20 protein-coding genes and 1 pseudogene are annotated in these 18,375 nt (G+C 72.1%); 9 read left to right on the top strand and 12 right to left on the bottom strand.

Features of this window, described 5'->3' with window-relative positions; all coding sequences use genetic code 11:
- Positions 1-113 precede the first annotated feature (113 nt).
- The 7 genes from C7C46_RS02075 to C7C46_RS02045 all read left to right on the top strand — a co-directional run bounded on the left by C7C46_RS02075 (position 114) and on the right by C7C46_RS02045 (position 8,518).
- Positions 114-878, top strand: a complete 765-nt coding sequence (locus C7C46_RS02075) for an SDR family NAD(P)-dependent oxidoreductase (RefSeq protein ID WP_110664967.1) — start codon at positions 114-116, stop codon at positions 876-878.
- A 178-nt stretch (positions 879-1,056) separates the two neighbouring features.
- Complete coding sequence (locus tag C7C46_RS02070) at positions 1,057-2,043, top strand: aldo/keto reductase (RefSeq protein WP_110664966.1); 987 nt, start codon at positions 1,057-1,059, stop codon at positions 2,041-2,043.
- Positions 2,043-2,783, top strand: coding sequence for a (Fe-S)-binding protein (locus tag C7C46_RS02065; RefSeq protein WP_110664964.1), 741 nt, complete (start codon positions 2,043-2,045; stop codon positions 2,781-2,783). The genes C7C46_RS02070 and C7C46_RS02065 overlap by 1 nt, the downstream gene beginning before the upstream one ends.
- Entirely contained in the window at positions 2,780-4,267 is a 1,488-nt protein-coding gene (locus tag C7C46_RS02060; protein WP_110664962.1) for a LutB/LldF family L-lactate oxidation iron-sulfur protein, read from the top strand. The genes C7C46_RS02065 and C7C46_RS02060 overlap by 4 nt, the downstream gene beginning before the upstream one ends.
- Complete coding sequence (locus C7C46_RS02055) at positions 4,264-4,896, top strand: LutC/YkgG family protein (RefSeq protein ID WP_110664961.1); 633 nt, start codon at positions 4,264-4,266, stop codon at positions 4,894-4,896. The genes C7C46_RS02060 and C7C46_RS02055 overlap by 4 nt, the downstream gene beginning before the upstream one ends.
- Before the next feature lie 216 nt (positions 4,897-5,112).
- The gene (locus C7C46_RS02050; RefSeq protein ID WP_110664959.1) at positions 5,113-6,660 is read left to right on the top strand and encodes an APC family permease; all 1,548 of its coding nucleotides are present in this window, start codon (positions 5,113-5,115) and stop codon (positions 6,658-6,660) included.
- Between the two features lie 184 nt (positions 6,661-6,844).
- The gene (locus C7C46_RS02045; RefSeq protein WP_110664957.1) at positions 6,845-8,518 is read left to right on the top strand and encodes a flavin monoamine oxidase family protein; all 1,674 of its coding nucleotides are present in this window, start codon (positions 6,845-6,847) and stop codon (positions 8,516-8,518) included.
- 43 nt (positions 8,519-8,561) lie between these two features.
- Here C7C46_RS02045 and chrA read toward each other — a convergent pair whose 3' ends face one another.
- Positions 8,562-9,752: a chromate efflux transporter gene (gene chrA, locus C7C46_RS02040; protein WP_110664955.1), complete on the bottom strand. Its 1,191-nt coding sequence runs from the start codon at positions 9,750-9,752 to the stop codon at positions 8,562-8,564.
- Positions 9,753-9,870: 118 nt separating this feature from the next.
- On the opposite strand from chrA, the gene C7C46_RS02035 reads away from it, so the two are divergent.
- On the top strand, positions 9,871-10,182 hold the full coding sequence (locus tag C7C46_RS02035; protein ID WP_110664952.1) for a nuclear transport factor 2 family protein: 312 nt from the start codon (positions 9,871-9,873) through the stop codon (positions 10,180-10,182).
- 113 nt (positions 10,183-10,295) lie between these two features.
- Here the strand turns inward: C7C46_RS02035 and C7C46_RS02030 are convergent.
- The 3 genes and pseudogenes from C7C46_RS02030 to C7C46_RS34690 all read right to left on the bottom strand — a co-directional run.
- Positions 10,296-10,706: pseudogene (locus C7C46_RS02030) on the bottom strand (VOC family protein); the annotation flags it as partial.
- Between the two features lie 72 nt (positions 10,707-10,778).
- Positions 10,779-11,036 carry a hypothetical protein gene (locus tag C7C46_RS02025; protein ID WP_110664950.1) on the bottom strand — a complete coding sequence of 86 codons (258 nt, stop codon included), beginning with the start codon at positions 11,034-11,036 and terminating at the stop codon, positions 10,779-10,781.
- On the bottom strand, positions 11,036-11,401 hold the full coding sequence (locus C7C46_RS34690) for a hypothetical protein (RefSeq protein ID WP_181442144.1): 366 nt from the start codon (positions 11,399-11,401) through the stop codon (positions 11,036-11,038). The genes C7C46_RS02025 and C7C46_RS34690 overlap by 1 nt, the downstream gene beginning before the upstream one ends.
- 158 nt (positions 11,402-11,559) lie before the next feature.
- Between C7C46_RS34690 and C7C46_RS02020 the strand changes: the two genes are divergently transcribed.
- Positions 11,560-11,826 (top strand): GntR family transcriptional regulator, encoded by a 267-nt coding sequence (locus C7C46_RS02020; RefSeq protein ID WP_245984031.1) that lies wholly within the window; start codon positions 11,560-11,562, stop codon positions 11,824-11,826.
- A gap of 112 nt (positions 11,827-11,938) precedes the next feature.
- On the opposite strand, the gene tgmC is transcribed toward C7C46_RS02020, so the two are convergent.
- From tgmC to C7C46_RS01970, 8 genes are all read right to left on the bottom strand, one after another.
- Positions 11,939-13,063, bottom strand: coding sequence for an ATP-grasp peptide maturase system methyltransferase (gene tgmC, locus C7C46_RS02015; protein WP_110664946.1), 1,125 nt, complete (start codon positions 13,061-13,063; stop codon positions 11,939-11,941).
- Positions 13,060-14,013 (bottom strand): ATP-grasp ribosomal peptide maturase, encoded by a 954-nt coding sequence (tgmB, locus tag C7C46_RS02010; RefSeq protein ID WP_110664944.1) that lies wholly within the window; start codon positions 14,011-14,013, stop codon positions 13,060-13,062. The genes tgmC and tgmB overlap by 4 nt, the downstream gene beginning before the upstream one ends.
- Positions 14,014-14,024: 11 nt before the next feature.
- On the bottom strand, positions 14,025-14,288 hold the full coding sequence (gene tgmA / locus C7C46_RS02005; RefSeq protein ID WP_245984028.1) for a putative ATP-grasp-modified RiPP: 264 nt from the start codon (positions 14,286-14,288) through the stop codon (positions 14,025-14,027).
- 250 nt (positions 14,289-14,538) lie between these two features.
- A complete protein-coding gene (locus C7C46_RS02000) occupies positions 14,539-15,036 on the bottom strand; it encodes an NUDIX domain-containing protein (RefSeq protein WP_110664942.1) in 498 nt (165 codons plus the stop codon).
- 733 nt (positions 15,037-15,769) lie between these two features.
- Entirely contained in the window at positions 15,770-16,060 is a 291-nt protein-coding gene (locus C7C46_RS01985; protein ID WP_110664936.1) for a DUF7848 domain-containing protein, read from the bottom strand.
- Positions 16,060-16,584 carry a hypothetical protein gene (locus tag C7C46_RS36180; RefSeq protein ID WP_245984025.1) on the bottom strand — a complete coding sequence of 175 codons (525 nt, stop codon included), beginning with the start codon at positions 16,582-16,584 and terminating at the stop codon, positions 16,060-16,062. The genes C7C46_RS01985 and C7C46_RS36180 overlap by 1 nt, the downstream gene beginning before the upstream one ends.
- A 66-nt stretch (positions 16,585-16,650) precedes the next feature.
- Positions 16,651-17,877: a helix-turn-helix domain-containing protein gene (locus tag C7C46_RS01975; RefSeq protein ID WP_110664934.1), complete on the bottom strand. Its 1,227-nt coding sequence runs from the start codon at positions 17,875-17,877 to the stop codon at positions 16,651-16,653.
- Positions 17,878-18,013: 136 nt separating this feature from the next.
- On the bottom strand, positions 18,014-18,292 hold the full coding sequence (locus C7C46_RS01970; RefSeq protein ID WP_110664932.1) for a hypothetical protein: 279 nt from the start codon (positions 18,290-18,292) through the stop codon (positions 18,014-18,016).
- Between the last annotated feature and the right edge of the window lie 83 nt (positions 18,293-18,375).

Raw genomic sequence — 18,375 nt, 5'->3', positions numbered from 1 at the left:
TTCTCCGCCGAAATGCACCAAACCACCATCGACACCTACAGCTACCCCCACGGCACCTTCTGGACCGCCGACCTCGCCCCCACCACCACCGAACCCGCAACGGAGCTGACCGCATGACCACCACCGACCTCGACGGCCTCAAAGCCCTGGTCACCGGCGGCGCCTCCGGTATCGGCCTGGCCACCGCCCAACTCCTCAGCGACCGCGGCGCGGACGTCGCCGTGCTCGACCTCGACCCGGGCAAGCTGTCCCTGCCGCTGCTCGGCTTCACCGCCGACCTGCGCGACGACGTGTCCGTCCGGGACGCGGTGGCGGCCGCCGGCGAAGCCCTCGGCGGCCTGGACATCCTGGTCAACAACGCGGGCATCGGCGCGGCCGGCACCGTCGAGGACAACCCCGACGAGCAGTGGCACCTGGTGTTCGACGTCAACGTGCTCGGACTGGTCCGCACCACCCGCGCCGCGCTGCCCTACCTGCGCCGTTCCGCCCACGCCGCGATCGTCAACACCTGCTCGATCGCCGCCACCGCCGGCCTGCCGCAGCGCGCGCTGTACTCGGCGAGCAAGGGCGCCGTCCTCTCGCTCACCCTGGCGATGGCCGCCGACCACGTGCGCGAGGGCATCCGGGTCAACTGCGTCAACCCCGGCACCGTGGACACACCGTGGATCGGGCGCCTGCTCGACGCGGCCGACGACCCCGCCGCCGAGCGCGCCGCGCTGAACGCCCGCCAGCCCACCGGCCGCCTGGTCAGCGCACCCGAAGTGGCCGCCGCCATCGCCTACCTCGCCTCCCCCGCCGCCGGAAGCACCACCGGCACCGCACTTGCCGTCGACGGCGGCATGGCCGGCCTGCGCCTGCGCCCGGTGGCGAACCCGTGACGAGACGCCAACTCGGCACGGTGGACGAACCCGAGGCGGGACACGCCGCATCCGGCGGCGTGCGAGCGCCCTGGTCGGGCATGATCCGATCCGTGTCCACTCTCACCCCCGTGTCCAGCCTCACCCTCGCGGCCGCCGAGCGCGGCAAAGCACCCGAGACCTGCCGGGAGGCCGCGCCATGAGCCCCCTGGGCCGCCGTGCCCCACGCCTGTCGCCGCTCGGCTTCGGCGCGGCGGCGATCGGCAACCTGTTCACCCCGGTCGGCGACGCCGAGGCAGCGCAGGCGGTCGATGCCGCCTGGCAGGCGGGAATGCGCTACTTCGACACCGCCCCGCACTACGGCCTGGGCCTGTCCGAACGCCGGCTGGGCGAGGCGCTGCGGGCCCGGCCCCGCGAGGAGTACGTGCTGTCCACCAAGGTCGGCCGCCTCCTCGAACCCCTGCCCACGGCGGTCGGCGACGACCTCGCCGACGGCTTCGCCGTCCCCGCCACCCATCGCCGCCGCTGGGACTTCAGCGCCGACGGGGTACGCCGCTGCCTGGAGCAGAGCCTGGAACGCCTGGGCCTGGACCGGATCGATATCGCCTACCTGCACGACCCCGACGACCACGCCGAACAGGCCCTCACCCAGGCCTACCCGGCCCTGCACCGACTGCGCGAGGAAGGGGTGATCGGCGCGATCGGGATCGGCATGAACCAGACCGAGCTGCCCGCCCGCTTCGTCCGCGAGACCGAGCTGGACCTGGTCCTGCTGGCCGGCCGCTACAGCCTGCTGGACCAGCGCGGTCTGCTCGAGCTGCTCCCGCTGGCCGCCGAACACGGCGTCGCGGTCGTCGTCGGCGGCGTCTTCAACTCCGGCCTGCTCGCCGACCCGAAGCCCGGCGCCACCTTCGACTACGCCGCCGCACCACCGCAACTGCTGGCCCGGGCGATGGAGTTCAAGGCCGTCTGCGAACGCCACGGCGTGCCGCTGCGGGCCGCCGCGCTGCGCTTCCCGTTCGGCCACCCGGCCGTGGCCAGTGTCCTGGTCGGCACCCGCAGCGCCGCCGAGGCCGCCGACACCGCGGCGATGTACCAGCACCCGGTACCCGCCGACCTGTGGGCGGAGCTGACCGAGCGCGGCCTGCTGCCGCCGGGCATCCCGATCCCCGGGGAGGTGCGGTGATGCGGATCGCGCTGTTCCTCACCTGCTTCAACGACACGATGTTCCCCGGCACCGGCCGCGCGGTGGTCGAGGTCCTGGAACGCCTGGGCCACACCGTCGACTTCCCGCAGGAGCAGACCTGCTGCGGGCAGTTGCACTTCAACACCGGCTACCGCCCCGACGCCGTGCCGCTGGTGGCCCGCTTCGCCCGCACCTTCGCGGACTACGACGCCGTGGTCACCCCGTCGGCCTCCTGCGCCGGCATGGTGAAGGAGAACCACCCGCTGCTCGCGGCCGACTACGCACCTGCCGGGCTCCAGCGCGAGGTTGCCGAACTGATGCCCAGGGTGCACGAGTTCACCGAGTTCCTGACCGACGTGCTGGGCGTCACCGAGGTCGGCGCCCGGTTCCCGCACACGGTGGCCTACCACCCCACCTGCCACTCGCTGCGCGGCCTGCGCCTGGGCGAGCGGCCCTACCAACTGCTGCGCGCGGTCAAGGACCTGGAGCTGGTCGAGGTGCCCGCCGCCGACTCCTGCTGCGGCTTCGGCGGCACCTTCGCCGTCAAGAACGCCGACACCTCCGCCGCGATGCTCGCCGACAAGGCGGACACGGTGCGCGCCGCCGGTGCCGAAGTCCTGTGCGCTGCCGACAACTCCTGCCTGCTGCACATCGGCGGCGGCCTGTCCCGCCAGGGCAGCCCGGTGCGGACCATGCACCTGGCCGAGATCCTCGCCGCCACCGAAGGAGTGGCCCGGTGACCGCCCCGAACGACCGCGGCGTGGTCTGGCTGGGCTCGCCCGCCTTCCCCGAGGCCGCGCGCGAGGCGCTGAAGGACGGTCAGCTGCGCGCCAACCTCAGGCGCGCCACCGCCACCATCCGCGACAAGCGCCTCAGCGTCTCCGCCGAGCTCGACGACTGGGAGCAGCTGCGCGACGCGGCCGCCGCGATCAAGCAGCACACGGCCCGTCACCTGGACCGCTACCTGGTGCAGTTGGAGGAGTCGGTCACCGCGGCCGGCGGCACCGTGCACTGGGCCGCCGACGCCGCCGAGGCCAACCGGATCGTCACCGAACTGGTGCGCGCCACCGGCGGCAGTGACGACGAGACGCGCGAGGTGGTCAAGGTCAAGTCGATGGCCACCCAGGAGATCGGCCTCAACGAGCACCTCGCCGAGCACGGCATCACCGCCTACGAGACCGACCTCGCCGAGCTGATCGTCCAGTTGGGCGACGACCGCCCCTCGCACATCCTGGTCCCGGCGATCCACAAGAACCGCACCGAGATCCGCGACCTGTTCGCCGCCGAGATGGGCCGGCACGGCATCGCGGCCCCCGAAGGCCTGACCGACGAGCCGCGCGCCCTGGCCGAGGCCGCCCGCCGCCACCTGCGGCACAAGTTCCTCTCCGCCAAGGTCGCCGTCTCTGGCGCCAACTTCGCCTGCGCCGACACCGGCACCGTCCTGGTGGTCGAGTCCGAGGGCAACGGCCGGATGTGCCTCACCCTGCCCGAGACCCTGATCACCGTGATGGGCATCGAGAAGGTCATCCCCAGCTTCGCCGACCTGGAGGTCTTCCTCCAGCTGCTGCCCCGCTCCTCCACCGGCGAGCGGATGAACCCCTACACCTCGGCCTGGAGCGGCACGACCGAGGGTGACGGTCCGTCAGCCTTCCACCTCGTCCTGCTCGACAACGGCCGCACCGACACCCTCGCCGACCCGGTCGGCCGCCAGGCGCTCGGCTGCATCCGCTGCTCGGCCTGCCTCAACGTCTGCCCCGTCTTCGAGCGCACCGGCGGACACGCCTACGGCTCCGTCTACCCCGGCCCGATCGGGGCCGTCCTCACCCCGCAACTCGTCGGCGTCGACAGTGACACGAAAGGCGCGGCCGCCTCCCTCCCCTTCGCCTCCACCCTCTGCGGGGCCTGCTACGACGCCTGCCCCGTGAAGATCAACATCCCGGAGGTCCTCACCCACCTGCGCGCCAAGGTCGTCGAAGCCGAGGGCGGCCGCACGGTGGAGGCGCTGGCGATGAAGGCGGCCGGCAAGGTGCTCGACTCACCGCGCCTGCTCACCGCCGCCCAGAAGGCCGCCGCCCTCGGCGGCAAGGTGCTGGCCCGCGACGGGCGGATCGGGCGGCTGCCCGGCCCGCTGCACGGCTGGACCGACTCCCGCGACACCCCCGCCCCACCGACCGAGTCCTTCCGCAGCTGGTGGCGCAAGAACCGTGAAGGAGGGACCAGTTGAGCAGCCGTGAGGCCATCCTGGCGCGGATCCGGGCCGCGGTCGCCGACGCCCCGGCCGAGGAGCCGCCGCTCCCGCGCGCCTACCGCCGCAGCCACCTGGCGCCCGGCGCCGACCCGGTGGGCCTGTTCGCCGAGCGCGTGGCCGACTACCGGGCCACCGTCACCCGTACCGACCCGGCCGGCCTGCCCGCGGCCCTCGCCGCGGCCCTGACCGCGCACGGCGCGCGCCGACTCGCGGTGCCCGCCGGCTTCCCCGCCGAGCTGCTGCCGCCCGGCGCCTGGCAGTGGCACCACGAGCCGCTCACCGTGCCGGAGCTGGACGGACTCGACGGCTCGCTGACCCTGGCGGCCGTGGGCATCGCGGTGACCGGGACCCTGGTGCTGGACGCCGGCCCGGGCCACGGGCGCCGGGCGCTGAGCCTGGTCCCGGACTACCACCTGTGCGTGATCCGCGCCGAACAGATCGCCGCCGACGTCCCCGAGGCCCTCACCCGCCTCGACCCGGCTCGCCCGCTCACCTTCATCTCCGGCCCCTCCGCCACCAGCGACATCGAGCTCGACCGGGTCGAAGGCGTGCACGGCCCGCGCACCCTGCACGTGATCATCGTCGAACCCCGGGAGCCGGCATGAGGACCGCCGCAGCCCCGCTCCACGGCCTCCGCCCGGCCCGACCGGACCCGGACGGGCGCGTTCCCGCTGGTGGCCGGGGTGGTCCGGGGCGGGCGAGCCCGACACTCCGTCAAGGCAAGGTGGTGATTCCCTGACTGGTTGTCGGTTGCGGGGGTGGTCGCGCAGCAAAGATGCTGACGAACCATCGGCACCCGCCCATGACCGAAGGAGTCCGGGATGTCAGTAGAGACGGCAAGAGACGGCACCGCCGCCGAAAACGGGGTGAACCGCCTCAAAGCGAACTCGGTGGGCCTGGTGGGCGTGGTCTTCATGGCCATCGCCACCGCCGCGCCGATCACCGCGATGACCGGCAACCTGCCGATCATCGTCGGGCAGGGCAACGGCGTGGGCGCCCCGGCCGCCTACATCTTCGCCACCGTGGTGCTCACCGTCTTCTCGGTCGGCTACGTAGCGATGGCCCGGCACATCACCGCCGCCGGCGCCTTCTACGGCTTCATCTCGCACGGCCTGGGCCGGGTGGCGGGGATGGCCTCGGGGCTGCTGGCGGTGCTCGCCTACATCGTCTTCGAGGCCTCGATCATCGGCTTCTTCGCCTACTCGCTGCAGGGCCTGGTCGCCTCCCAGCTCGGCCTGCACCTGGGCTGGGGCTGGTACGCGCTGTTCGGCCTGCTGGTGATCGGGGTGTTGGCCTTCTTCGACATCCACCTGACCGCCAAGGTGCTGGGCGTCGCGCTGGTGCTGGAGATCACCGTGCTGGGTGCGGCCTCCGTCGCGGTGGCGCTCAGCGGCGGCGGACCGGACGGCATCCCGCTGGCCGCGGTCGACCCGCTGAACGCCTTCAAGGGCGTGGGCGGCACCGCCGCGGCGGGCCTGGGCCTCTTCTTCGCCTTCTGGTCCTGGGTGGGCTTCGAGTCCACCGCGATGTACGGCGAGGAGTCCCGCGACCCCAAGCGGGTGGTGCCCCGGGCGACCCTGATCTCGGTGATCGGCGTCGGCCTGTTCTACGTCTTCGTCTCCTGGATGATCATCTCCGGCAACGGCGTGCAGAACGCCATCGCGATCGCCAGCGGCCAGGTGCCCGGCAAGGATGGCAACAACCTCTTCTTCGACCCGCTGGGCGCGCACTTCGGCTCCTGGGCCGTCACCGTCTTCCAGTGGCTGGTGGTCACCGGCTCCTTCGCCTGCGCGATGGCCTTCCACCAGTGCGCGGCCCGCTACCTCTACGCGATCGGCCGCGAGGGCTTCATCCACCCCGCACTCGGGCGCACCCACCCCAAGCACGGCTCCCCCGTGGTCGCCTCGGCCGTCCAGTCGGTGATCGCCACCGGGCTGGTGCTCGCCTTCCTGGTGGCCGGCATGGACCCCTACGTGCACCTCTACAGCCTGCTCGCGCTGCTCGGCACGATGGCGATCCTGATCGTCCAGACGCTCTGCTCGTTCGCCGTGATCGGCTACTTCCACGTGCAGGGCAGGCACCCGGAGACCAGGCACTGGTTCCGCACCCTGACCGCACCGCTGGTCGGCGGGGTCGCGATGGCCGGGGTGGTGGTGCTGCTGGTGCTCAACCTGAACACCGCGGCCGGGCCCGCCGCCTCCACCCTGCTCTTCAAGCTGATCCCCTACCTGGTGATCGGCACCTTCCTGGGCGGCATCGCGTTGGCCCTCTACATGAAGCGACGCAGCCCCGACCGGTACGCCCGGATGGGCCGGATCATCCTCGACGACGCAGCCGAACGCCCCGCCGCCGAGCCGGCCCACGTCTGACGCCCCGTCAGCACCGCGCAGCACGTATCAAGTACCGCGCGCTCAGCACGGCGCAGCAGGTATCCAGCACCGCGCGCTCAGTACCGCGCAAGCCCGAATCCAGCACCGCGCGCTCAGCACCGCGCACCGAGCACGACCCACGCCCCGCGGCTCGACCCCGCCGCGGGGCCCCGAAAGGACTCCCATGGCCCGCACCAACCCCTTCCACGCGCTGCGCAAGCTGGCCGCCGAGCACGCCGCGGCCGACCGCCTGCGGCTGCCGGTCGGCGAACTGCGCGACCTGCGCGCCGCCGCCGCGCCGGGCGGCCTCGGCCGCCGCGAGCTGCTGCGTGCCGCCACGCTGTCCGGCGTGAGCCTGGCCGCGGTCGGCGCGGGCCTGGCGAGCGGCGCCGGGCGGGCGCAGGCCGCCGCGCCCGCCAAGCACGGCGCCACGCGCAAGGACGCCCGGGTGGTGATCGTCGGCGCGGGCATCGCCGGCCTGAACGCGGCGCTGACCCTGGCCGACGCCGGGATCGCCGCCACCGTCTACGAGGCCAACCCGGACCGGATCGGCGGCCGGATGTACTCGCAGACCTCGTACTGGGCCAACGGCCAGACCAGCGAGGTCGGCGGCGAGCTGATCGACACCGACCACACCACGCTGCTGGACCTGTGCAAGCGCTTCTCGCTGCCGCTGGTGGACTTCGCCGCCTCCGGTCCGGCCGGCGCCCGCGAGGTGCTCTGGTTCGACGGCCGCTACTACCCGCGCGACCAGGCCGACCTGGACTTCGCCCCGGTCTGGCGCCGGCTGCAGGCCGACCAGGCCGCCGCCGGGGACGTCTCCTGGAACTCCGGCACCGCGGCCGGACGGGCCTTCGACGCGATGACGATCCGCCAGTGGATCGAGTCCCGGGTGCCGGGCGGGCTGAACTCGCAGCTGGGCCGCTGGCTGGACGTGGGCTACAACGTCGAGTACGGCGCGGACACCACGATCCAGTCCTCGCTGTCGATCATCCAGCAGCTCGGCGGCCAGGCCGACCCCGCGCACTTCAACCTGTGGGGCGCGAGCGACGAGCGGTTCCACATCGTCGGCGGCAACGACCAGGTGCCGCACGCGATAGCCGACCACCTGCCGGCCGGCACCGTGCGCCTGGGCCACGAACTGCTCGCGGTGCGGGCCAACACCGACGGTACCCAGACCCTCACCTTCTCGGTCGGCGGCACGCTGAAGACCGTCACCGCCGACCACACCGTGCTGGCCGTCCCGCTGGGCGTGCTGCAGCGCCTGGACTACAGCCGGGCCCGGTTCGACCAGCGGATGACCAACCTGCTGCGGGACGCCCGGATGGGGTACTGCACCAAGCTCAACATGCAGTTCCACCAGCGCACCTGGCAGGGCACCGGCCGCTGGCCCGGGGTCGCGGCCGGCGACCTGTTCAGCGACCTGGACCTGCAGCAGACCTGGGACACCACCAAGCCGCAGGCCGGGCGCACCGGCATCCTGCTGCAGTACGGCGGCGGCTCGCTGGCCCACTCGCTCAGCCCGGCCGGCCCGTTCAACACCGCCCAGCAGGACCCGTACGTGCACGACCTGGTGGGCCGGGTGCTGAGCCAGGTCGACCAGGCCTTCCCGGGCACCAAGGCGCAGTGGAACGGCCGGGCCCAGCTGTCCGCCTGGCACCGCAACCCGTACTCCTGGGGCGCCTACTCGTACTACCCGACCAACTACATCCACCGCTACGCCCGCTACGAGCAGGTCCAGCAGGGCAACATCCACCTCGCCGGCGAGCACACCTCGGTGGACTTCCAGGGCTTCATGAACGGCGGCGCCGAGACCGGCGAGCGCGCGGCCAAGGAGGTGCTGGCCCAGCTGGCCTGACGCCGCGCCCGCTGCCCGTGACGTACCGGCGGGTGGCGCGGTCTCAGACCGCGCCGCCCGCCAGCGCCACCAGCACGCCCCCCCCGCCGGCCCCCAGCAGCGCGCCGACCACGCCCCGCCGGCCCGCCAGCAGCCAGAGCGCGGCGGCCGCCAGCACCGCGTACTGCCAGCCGTGCTGCAGGGCCAGGGCCAGCGGGACTGCGGAGCCGGCGATGGCGCCGATCACCGCCGGGGCCGCGCCGGTGAAGAACCCCTGCACCCGGGCGCTGGCCCGCAGCGCTGCGAACCTGGGGCCGCCGAGGATCACGAACAGGAAGGACGGGGCGAAGGCGACGGCCGCCGCCAGCAGCCCGCCGGGCACGCCCGCCGCCGCGTAGCCGACCACGGCCACGGTCTGCACCACCGGGCCCGGGGTGATCTGGCCCAGCGCGACGGCGTTGAGGAACTGACCGGAAGTCATCCAGTGGTAGTGGTCGACCGCGTCGGCCTGCGTCAGCGGGATGATGACGAACCCGCCGCCGTAGGAGAGCGCCCCGACCTTGAGCGCGACCCAGGCCACCGCGAGCAGCCCCCCGCTCGCGGCCAGGCCGGCCGAGGCGAGCGGTAGCGACCGCAGCCGGTCCCCGGCACCCGCACCCGGGCCGGCGGCCGCGCTCTGGGTTCGGATCACGGCCTCGGTCACCCCTGCCAGCACGAGCACCAGCACCAGCCACGGCCCGACCGCCGCGGCGGCCGCCGCACCGACGGCGGCGTAGCCGAGCCAGCGCGCCCGGGCCGCACGCTCGCCCCCGGCCCGCTGCCAGCTCGCGGGCACCAGCGTGCCGGCGGCCTGCACCGCGACCGCGGCCACCGCCGCGCCCGCCCCGGCCGCCGCGCCGCGCACCCACAGCGGCGGACTGCCCGCCAGGAACAGCGCGGCGAGGGCCAGGATCACCAGCAGCCCCGGCACGATGAAGCAGCACCCGCCCACCAGCGCGCCCGCCACCCCGCGCAGCCGCCAGGCCGTGAAGATCGCCAGCTGGGTGGAGGCCGGGCCGGGCAGCAGGTTGGTGGCCGCGATCCCGTCCTCGAACTCCGCGGCGCCGAGCCAGCCCCGCCGCTCCACGCAGAGCCGGCGCAGCAGCGCGATGTGGGTCGGCGGACCGCCGAACCCGATGCACCCGATCCGGCCCCACTCCCGCGCGATGGTGGCGAGCGGTACCCGCGCCCGCACCTGCTCCGGCTCCGTGCTCACCTGCGGCTGCCCTTCGTCGTCGTGCCGCGGTGAGGCTAACCGCCCGGGCTCACGGACCGTTGGCCGCCCCCGTGCTTGACTGGTCCGGTCCGTCACAGCACGTCACACAGGAGCAGCGGTGAGCAACAGCCTGGACCCCGCGGTGTCGAACTTCGTCGAGGCGCTCAACGCCGGCGACAGCGCCGCCTTCTACGACCTGTTGACCCCCGACGCCACGATGAGCGACGACGGCGACGAGCGCGACCTGCGCACCTGGATCGAGTCCGAGGCGTTCGGCAGCAACGGCCGGATGGACGTACGGTCAGTCGCCGACGGCGGCCTGGCGCTGGTCGCGGACTACACCAACGACCGCTGGGGCAGCATGCGTACCGCGTGGCGGTTCACCGTCGCCCAGGGCCGGATCAGCCGCTTCGAGACCGGCCAGGCCTGAGCGCCGCCCCGCAGGGCTGCTGTCCCTGCGGGGGCCGGTTCACAGGCAGGCCCGAGGGGTTCGCACCGGGCGTGCGTCAGAAGTCGGCGCGGGCTTCGGTGCAGGCTTCGGCGCAGGCTGAGGAGGCAGAACTCGTTGCCCTCCGGGTCGACCAGGATCGTCCAGGAGATCTCGGACTGGTCGATCCCGGGGTCGCCGGCGCCCAGCGCGCGCAGCCGGGCCGCCTCGGCAGCCGGGTCGTCACCGCGGTACGGCCTGACGTCGAGGTGGACCCGGTTCCACCCGCTCTTGGCATCGGGCGTGCGGACGAACTCCAGGTACGGGCCGACGCCCTTGGCCGAGCGCATGGTGGCGCAGTCGTCGGTGACCTCGTGCACGGTCCAGTCCATCGCCTCGCCCAAGAACCGGGCCAGCTTCCGGGGATCGGCGCAGTCCACCACCACGGCGGCGATCGGCCCGGTGTCCCGGTAGCGCTCACGGGGCTCCAGCACGCAGAACTCGTTGCCCTCCGGGTCTCCGGACACAGGCGATTAGCGGTTCTACGGCAGAGCCGAGAGAGCCCCGCCCGGGTCGGTCCCGGACGGGGCGAGGGGGTTCTACTCGGGGCAGGTCAGCGAGCACGCCCACACGGTGTGCCCGGGGCCGCTCGCGGCTTCCTGGTGGCCGATCGGGACCGGGGTGGGGGCCGGACCCTTGCAGCGAGCGCAGCGCACCGGAGCGAGCCGGGGCCACGTCTCGCCGAGGGCGTTCGCGTGGTCGTCCCGGTGGAACGGGTCACGGTTGCACGGGGCGCCGTCGTACTGCCCGGGGCGCGGGGCGCCGCATATCGGCTTCCTGGTGGCGGCGAGGGTCATCACGCCACCGCCCCAGCAAGGGTGTGCGCACCGGGGAAGGTGTAGCCGGGATCGGGCTGCCCCTCGGCGACCGCCCGCAGGGCCTCGCGCCGCTCGTACTGGCGCTGCATCTCGTCAAGCTCGGCCCGCCACGCGTCGTGGTCGACGTGGGGGCGAATCAGGGGGCCGAACACCAGGTCATCCCCCGGGCGGTCCGGCTCGGGCGCCACCGCCAGGAAGGTGACCGGTTCGCGGCGGTGGATCGGGTCGCCTGCCCGGTGGCGGCCCGTGGGGACTTCGGCGGTCAGCCAAAGGGCGAGCATCGTTGCCCCGGCGATGGCGCCGGCTGCTGCGGTGAACCACAGCCAAAAGGTAAGGTCCGACATGTCGAGTGCTCCCTATAAGCATTCGGCGGTGTGACCCCCGGTGGCCCGGCCAGGCTGCTGGGGGTTCTTTCGTGTTCGACGGTAGGGCAACTCCTCTACCCTCGTCTACCCACGTTGGCCCATAGCTTGGGATGTGGCCCGTTGTCTACCCTTGCCGCATGGCCTCGGAAATCGACTACGACTCGCCCGTCCCGCCCTACCAGCAGATTGCGGCGGAGATCGTCCGCGACATTGAGTCCGGGGCCCTCGCGGTGGACCGTCCGATCCCCTCTGAGTCCGCCCTGATTCAGCGGTGGGGCGTGGCCCGGGACACCGCACGGCGGGCGGTTCGGCACCTGCGGGAAGGCGGCTACGTCTACACAGTGCCCCAGCGCGGAACCTACGTCGCCAAGCGAGGCGACCAGCCCGAGCCCGGGAACGAGTAGGCCCCGCCCTGCCGGAGTTCACCAGCGGGACGGGGCCGAGGGGCGCGGGTCCGGCATGGATCGTCTGTTGATATTGACGCCCGCGCCCCTTGTCCGTGAGCCTATCGCGGGCTCAGTCCTCCCACCCGAGCCGCTGGCCGTTGCTGCCGACCGTCAGCCGCAACCGTTCAGCGGTGGGCTCGCCAGCGAGGCGCCACCGGGTGAGCTGGTCGCTGATCTGGTCCCACAGGCGAACCGGGCCGCCCTGCCGGACCAGCCATCGGCCGTCTTCCTCGTACACGGCTGCCCACGCTCCCGCGTCAACGTCGATCACGACGTGTTCGGTCCTGTTGTTACGGGGCATCACGAAGTGCTGCGCGGTGGGCGCGGCGAACTGCGCCACGAACCGGGCCGCCCACCGGTCGAACACGTCAGCACCGATGGTCGTGGGCTCGGCGTCGCCCTGGTCGAGATCGGGCAGCATGCCGAGCGGCGGGGGCATGTGCGGGCGGGCGAGCATGAACGACACCCCGCCGCCGAGCACCGGCCCGGTTGCCGTACCGTCCTCGGCCACCGTGAGCCGCACCAGCTCGGAAGCGTTCATCCAGCCGCCCACGGTCACCAGGATCTCGCCGCCGGGGCGGGTCTGGGCGATCCACTCGGCCGGAACCGTCCGGACTCCGCACGTGGCGATGATCCGGTCATACGGTGCCCCCTTGGCGTACCCGGCGAGCCCGTCACCGGTCACCAGCTCGGGCCAGTAGCCGAGCCCGCCGAGCGCCACGGACGCCCGAGCCGACACGTCCGCGTCAACCTCGATTGACGTCACCTGGTCGTCGCCGAGTACGTGCGTTAGCAGCGCAGTTGAGTACCCCGTTCCGGTGCCGATCTCCAGCACTCGCATGCCCGGCGCCACCCGAAGGTCTTCGAGCATCCGGACCACCAGTCCCGGCAGTGTTGAAGACGACGTGGGCACCTGTGACAGCCGCCCGTCCACCTGCCGCGGGACGACGGAGCCGGCGAGCTGAGTCACCAACGTGTCGTCCTCGTACACGCGGCTGATCAGATCGGGCGACTCGGCGAGCGACACGGCCCGGTACCAGCCGCCCCCGTCATGCTCGAACCACCCTTCGGACAGGAACGCCTCACGCGGGACTGCCATCACCGCGGCTTCCCACTCAGGGCTACGGACAGCCCCCGCCTCTTTCAACTGAGCGGCGAGGGCCGCCCGAAGTCCCTCCGACTTCGCGTCGGTCACTGGGATTCTCCGTTCTCCAGTAGGTCAGCGATTGCCGACGTGATCGGCAGGTTCGCCGCGTGCTCCAGCCACGCCCATTGGCCATTCGGGTTGCACTCCAGGAACCACCATGCGCCCTCGGCGGTCACGGCGAAGTCGAACGCCCCGAAGTTCAGGCCGTAGTGGGCGAGGAACGCCACCAGGGCGGCCCGGATCGGCTCCGGGCAGTCGACGGGCTCATACGTCAGATTGCGGTACTCGCTGCGCCAGTCGACTACCCCCGCCGGGGCGGTGATCAGCGCGCAGAACACCCGATCGCCCACCACCACGGCGCGCACGTCCCCGACCTTGGGCACCTGTGCTTGAAAGAGATGGGCGCAGCGGCTCACGGCGTCGGTGATCTCGCCCGGGTCGACCGAGGCAGCCCAGATACCCGCCGGCTCGCCGTCGACTTCGTACGCCCCGGCGTGCAACGGCTTGTAGATGGTGGGCTGTGCCGCCGCGAACGTCTTGGCCTCGGCCGGATCGCTGGTGATCAGCGTTGCCGGAACCGTAAGTCCGAGGCGAGCGGCCACCGAGAGCTGTTCGGGCTTGTACTCGGCGCGGGCGATTGCCTGCGGGTGGCTCAAGTAGAGGCAGCCCGGTAGTGCGGCCAGCACCCCGCCGAGCCCGCGGCGGTTCTCTTGCACGGCGAACCGCTCGGCCTGGTCGTCGTGCTCGGCGAGGTACGCGTTCGGCCGACGGTGGTACAGCGCGCGAATGTTGGCGAGATCGGCGGTTCGCTCACCTGCTGTAAGGCGTCCGGCCCAGCCGTCTGCCGTGACCGAGGCGGCCAGCGTCGCACGCGTCGGGAAGTCGCGTCCGGGGTCGAACCGGAGGACGGGCACCCGGCGCCGGTTCAGCTCCGTTATGACGAGATCGGCGGTCGCATCCTCACATTCGGTGGCGACCAGCACCGGGCGTCCGTCCACGGTCCTACCTCCTAGTCCTGCGTAGCGTCGTGGCCGGTGTCGGGGTCGTTCTTCCCGTCCTTACCCACCTGGGTGGGCGGGTAGGTGCCCACCGACGTGCCGTGCTTGCCCAGCTCGGCGGGCATCATCTTCCCGTCCTCGCCGCACCACAGGCCGGTCTGCATCTGCGGGTCGATACCCGCGTACTGCCACTGCGACGGCTCGCCGTTGCGCAGCGGCTCCATACGCCCCATGCCCCACGGGGCGACGGGGGCGGGTTCGGTAGCGGTGCTCAACTTTCCTCCTGTGTCTCGGTATTGCACGGAGTTGCGGACAAGCCCACCCGGCCGGCTCGACCTGTCCAGGGTTGGGGACGGCCGGGGTGGGGGCTTGCGCCCGCTCGGCAGGGTGTCCACCTTCCCCGCCCTGCCGAGCGGGAGTCTTGGGGCCCGCCCTGGTCACGGCCGGGGGAGGCACGGCACACCGCACGCCGGGGGTTGGTGGCGGCGCGTGCTCGCGTGACCAGAGCGGGCGGTCTAGGGACGGCTACGCGACGACCCGCTGTCCGTGCACCAGCAGCGGCATCCGCAGACCGGACGCACGGGCGTCGAGCGCTTCCCGGATGCGGTTCGCCTGGTAGGGCTTCGTGTACCTGTCCAGGTGGGCGACGGGCACCCACTCGAACGCGGACAGCTCACCGCGGGCCGCCTCGGGGATGGTGATGCCCTCGGCCTCGGAGGCGACCAGGTGCCCACCGTCCAGCACCACGTTGTAGCCCTCGGCGGCCCCGGTGTCCTCGTTCGGCTCGATCCAGTCGAGCGCGAGGAAGTGCGTCAGGTTCCGCACCAGGCCGGTTTCCTCCTCCAGCTCGCGGGCACCCGCAGCGCCGGGGGTCTCGTTCTGGTGCGCGCCCCCGCCGGGGAGCTGCCATCCGTCCTTGTACGTGGGCTTGACCAGGCCGACCGTGTCGCCCTGCGTGATCAGCACCACGGCGCCGATCCGGCGGGCCGGCGGGGCGGTCACGTCAATGTCGCTGTGCGCCATCAAAATTGCTCCCTTGTAGGAGAGTTGACGATAGGACCCCGCCCCGGCCGTCCGGGTCCGTCCTGTCCCGTCACCGGGGCGGGGTTGTGCAGCCCGGCGCAGCGCAGGCACCGCCGGGAGTCAGGTGGGCTACTTCGCGGACAGGGCCCGGTGTCGGCCCGTGGTGGCGAAGCGGCGGCGACGGAGTGACCGGGACCAGCGGGCGAGCTGGTGCGCACGCTGGCCGGCTCGGGTCCGCGCAGCGTTCCGGCGGCCCGCCTCGGTGAGCCGGTTCCGCAGCAGAGCGAGGCACCACCGGCACGTGGACAACTCCACGTCGATCCCATCGAGCGTGCCCGACCCGATCGGGATCACGTCCCGCTCGGTGTCGCACGACCAGCACCAGCCCGGCGCCCACGGCAGGCCCGGCGGGACGCTGGGGAGGCTGGTGGGTTCCAGCTCGGTCAACGGCGTCTCCAGCACTGCCACACCTCCCGTACCCTGCGCGGGGTCGGCGCCCATGGTGCACCGAGTAGCGCCAGCACCAGCGAGGCGGAGCCGAGGGCCACCACGGGACCGCCCGGGTGCCTGCCCGGTGCCCACACCACGGCGAGGGCGAAGCCGATCACGCCGAGGGCAACCAGTAGTGCCCCGACAGCCTCACCCAACGTCAGGCGGTGCCGAGGGGGCCACATGTCCCCGAAGATGCGCGCCAGTAACGCGCCCTCGGCGTCACGGTTGGTCGGGAAGGTCATCACTCCGGTTCCCTCTCCGGCACCATGTGCCACGCGGTGTACGACATGTGCGCGAAGGACCGGTGGTCCTGCCGCTCCCTGATGTGCTCGAACGTCCAACCCCGGGTGCTCTCGAAGTCCGAGTGTTCGCCGGAGTCGGCCCCGCACTTCGCGCCGTCCTCCTCCTCGCCCTCGCAGAGGAACAAGTGCACCTGTTCGCGGTCTCGGTCGACGGAGACGGTCCAGCTCAGGAAGCGAAAGAGCTTGCGGACGCCCGCCGGTCGGGGAGCGTCGATGCCGAGCTGTAGCACTAGCTCACCCGCTGCACGCTCTGTGCGTTGGCCCGCGCGGCCTCGGCCCTGACACGGTCGCTCGGCTCCGCGGGACGCACCTTGAGCGGGTCGGCTAGCCACTCGGGCCCGCTCCCGATGACGACCGGGGCCAAGACCCACCGGTCACCCTCGGCACGCTTGAACACGCCCACCTGGTCGCGTTCGCGGTCGAGCACCAACTCTTCCCCGTGGGGAACTCGAATCAGCGCGACCGAGCCGGCGGGCCGGTCCTCGGCGGCGAGGGTGTCGACCCCGGCCCGGATGATCTCGGCGAGCCGATCGGCTGCCTTCGGCTCGATCACCCCGAGATCCACGCCCGCTACCCCCGTCGCCGGGTCCACCGGGACAACGACCAGATCCGGGAGGGGGCACCCGGCCTCCCTCGCCGCCGCGCCGAGATCGGCGCATGCGTCCTCTGCGTGCTTCTGATGCGCCCGGTGAATGCGGGAGAGATGCGACTCACCCACGATGCAACACCCCCAAAAACGCTGAATGCCCGTCACGTCCGGGAGACGGTACGGGCATTGGCGTGTTGCGATGGGGACAGACTGTCCCCCTACCTGAACGATCTACGCGGCTACTCCGATTGACTCGGCCAGCTCGACTGCCGCGCGCCGCAGCGGGCCAACGGCTTTGCGCTCCAGAGCTGCCGCGAGGGTGCGGGCACCAGGGACGTAACGAACGCCTTCGGGAGTGACCGCGATCGCCTCGCCGAGGTAGTGCACGGCAGCCGTGATCTCCTTCTTCTGGTGGTAGCCGAACGCAATGTCGAGCAGCAGCCGGGAGCGACGTTCCAGTGACGGGATGCTCTCCGGGTCGATGTGCTCCGACCGCAACAGGGCTTCGCCGGGGCGGCGCAGGCCGACGCCGATAGACACCCCATAGATGGCGACGTTGGATGTACCGAACGCGCTCTGTGCGTGCCAGTACCCGTCAGGCAGCAGCGCGGCAATCCGAGCCGCTTCGTCTAGGTGGCGCTCGGCAGGGCCCGAGACGCCATCAAGCCCATGGGTGCAGGCTGCCTGTAGATGCAGTTGTCCGTACGCGGCGAGGATCTCAGAGCGTCCCGAGTCGAGCAGGGGACGGACGAGTTGCATGCCCAGTTCGGCCGTGTGCACCGCCTCATCGACGAAGCCCACTGCGCGCTGACCGATGCTGACAGTCCAGGCGCCGAGAGCCAGGGACACCGGATCGTCGGCTTGCTCCGAGGCGTCCCGGGCCCTATCCAGCGCGAGCCAGTACAGTTCCGGTTCGCTGATGTGGGCGAGCATCCGTTGCACCAGCCTGTACAGGTCGGCCAGCGCGGCGTAGGACATCCGGCGTTCCGTGCCCTGGTGCGCCCGAACGGCGCCGTGCGTCTCCCGCAGAAGATCCGGCAGAAGCGCGCCCACCTCGGTTCGCTGGTTCGGCGAGGTGTGCCAGAGTCGCCATGCCTGCTCGACCCTGCCGCGAAGCGCGACGGCCGACGCCGGTTCCTCGGGAGCCGGCTGGAAACTGACCGAGTGCATCGCCTTGCGGATCTCCACCACCGCGGGGTGCGACACCTTGCCCGGCTGGTCGGTCGGGATGCTGACCGAATCGCCGGTCAGTACCGACACGTCATCGACGTGCAGAACCTGCGCGAGCTTGACCAGCAGGGTCACGCCCCGAAGCTCGCGTTCTCCGTTCTCGATCTTCTTGAGCCAGTCCGCGGAACGGCCGACCAGTCCCGCTGTCACATTGCGGGACATTCCGCGCCGTTCCCGCACGTGGCGGATTCGTTCGCCTGTCGTCAACTCTGCTGGCAGGTCCGTCATGTGGCACTCTCCCGCGAGACGCGCTGATGTGCTATCAGCGTACGCCGGAAGCAAGCGTGGTGGTGGGCTCGATCTCGAACCGATACGCCGTGGACAGATCAGCGACAGATCGACCTGTCCACGGCGTATCGCCGAGCTACGCCGCGAGCCCGACCAGCTCGGCCACCAGGGCACGCGTGTGCCGGACCGTGGTCACCAGCGACAGCCCCGCGGGGGTTGGCTGGTCCGCCATGCGGTCGACCAGGTACACGCCCCATCCGGGCTCGGCTCGCCGGCCGGGGATGCGCTGCACCTGCATGCCGTACCGCTCGGTGATCCCGGCGCGGGCCAGCACGGCGCCGAGGCGGAAGGCGACCGCGTACGCGTCGTCCTGGTCGTCACGGCTCAGCAGGAAGTGTCGTTCCCGAGCGCTCACGCTGCCACCACCAGGTCACTCGGGCGGCCGGGGCGGTGTTGCCCATCGTCACAGACTGTCCAAGGGGCAATGCCACTTAGCTT

It is taken from the genome of Streptomyces tateyamensis (genome assembly GCF_003205575.1).
Taxonomy (GTDB): domain Bacteria; phylum Actinomycetota; class Actinomycetes; order Streptomycetales; family Streptomycetaceae; genus Kitasatospora; species Kitasatospora tateyamensis.
The sequence above is the reverse complement of the archived record's forward strand: the minus strand, read 5'-3'. Positions and strand labels throughout refer to the sequence as shown.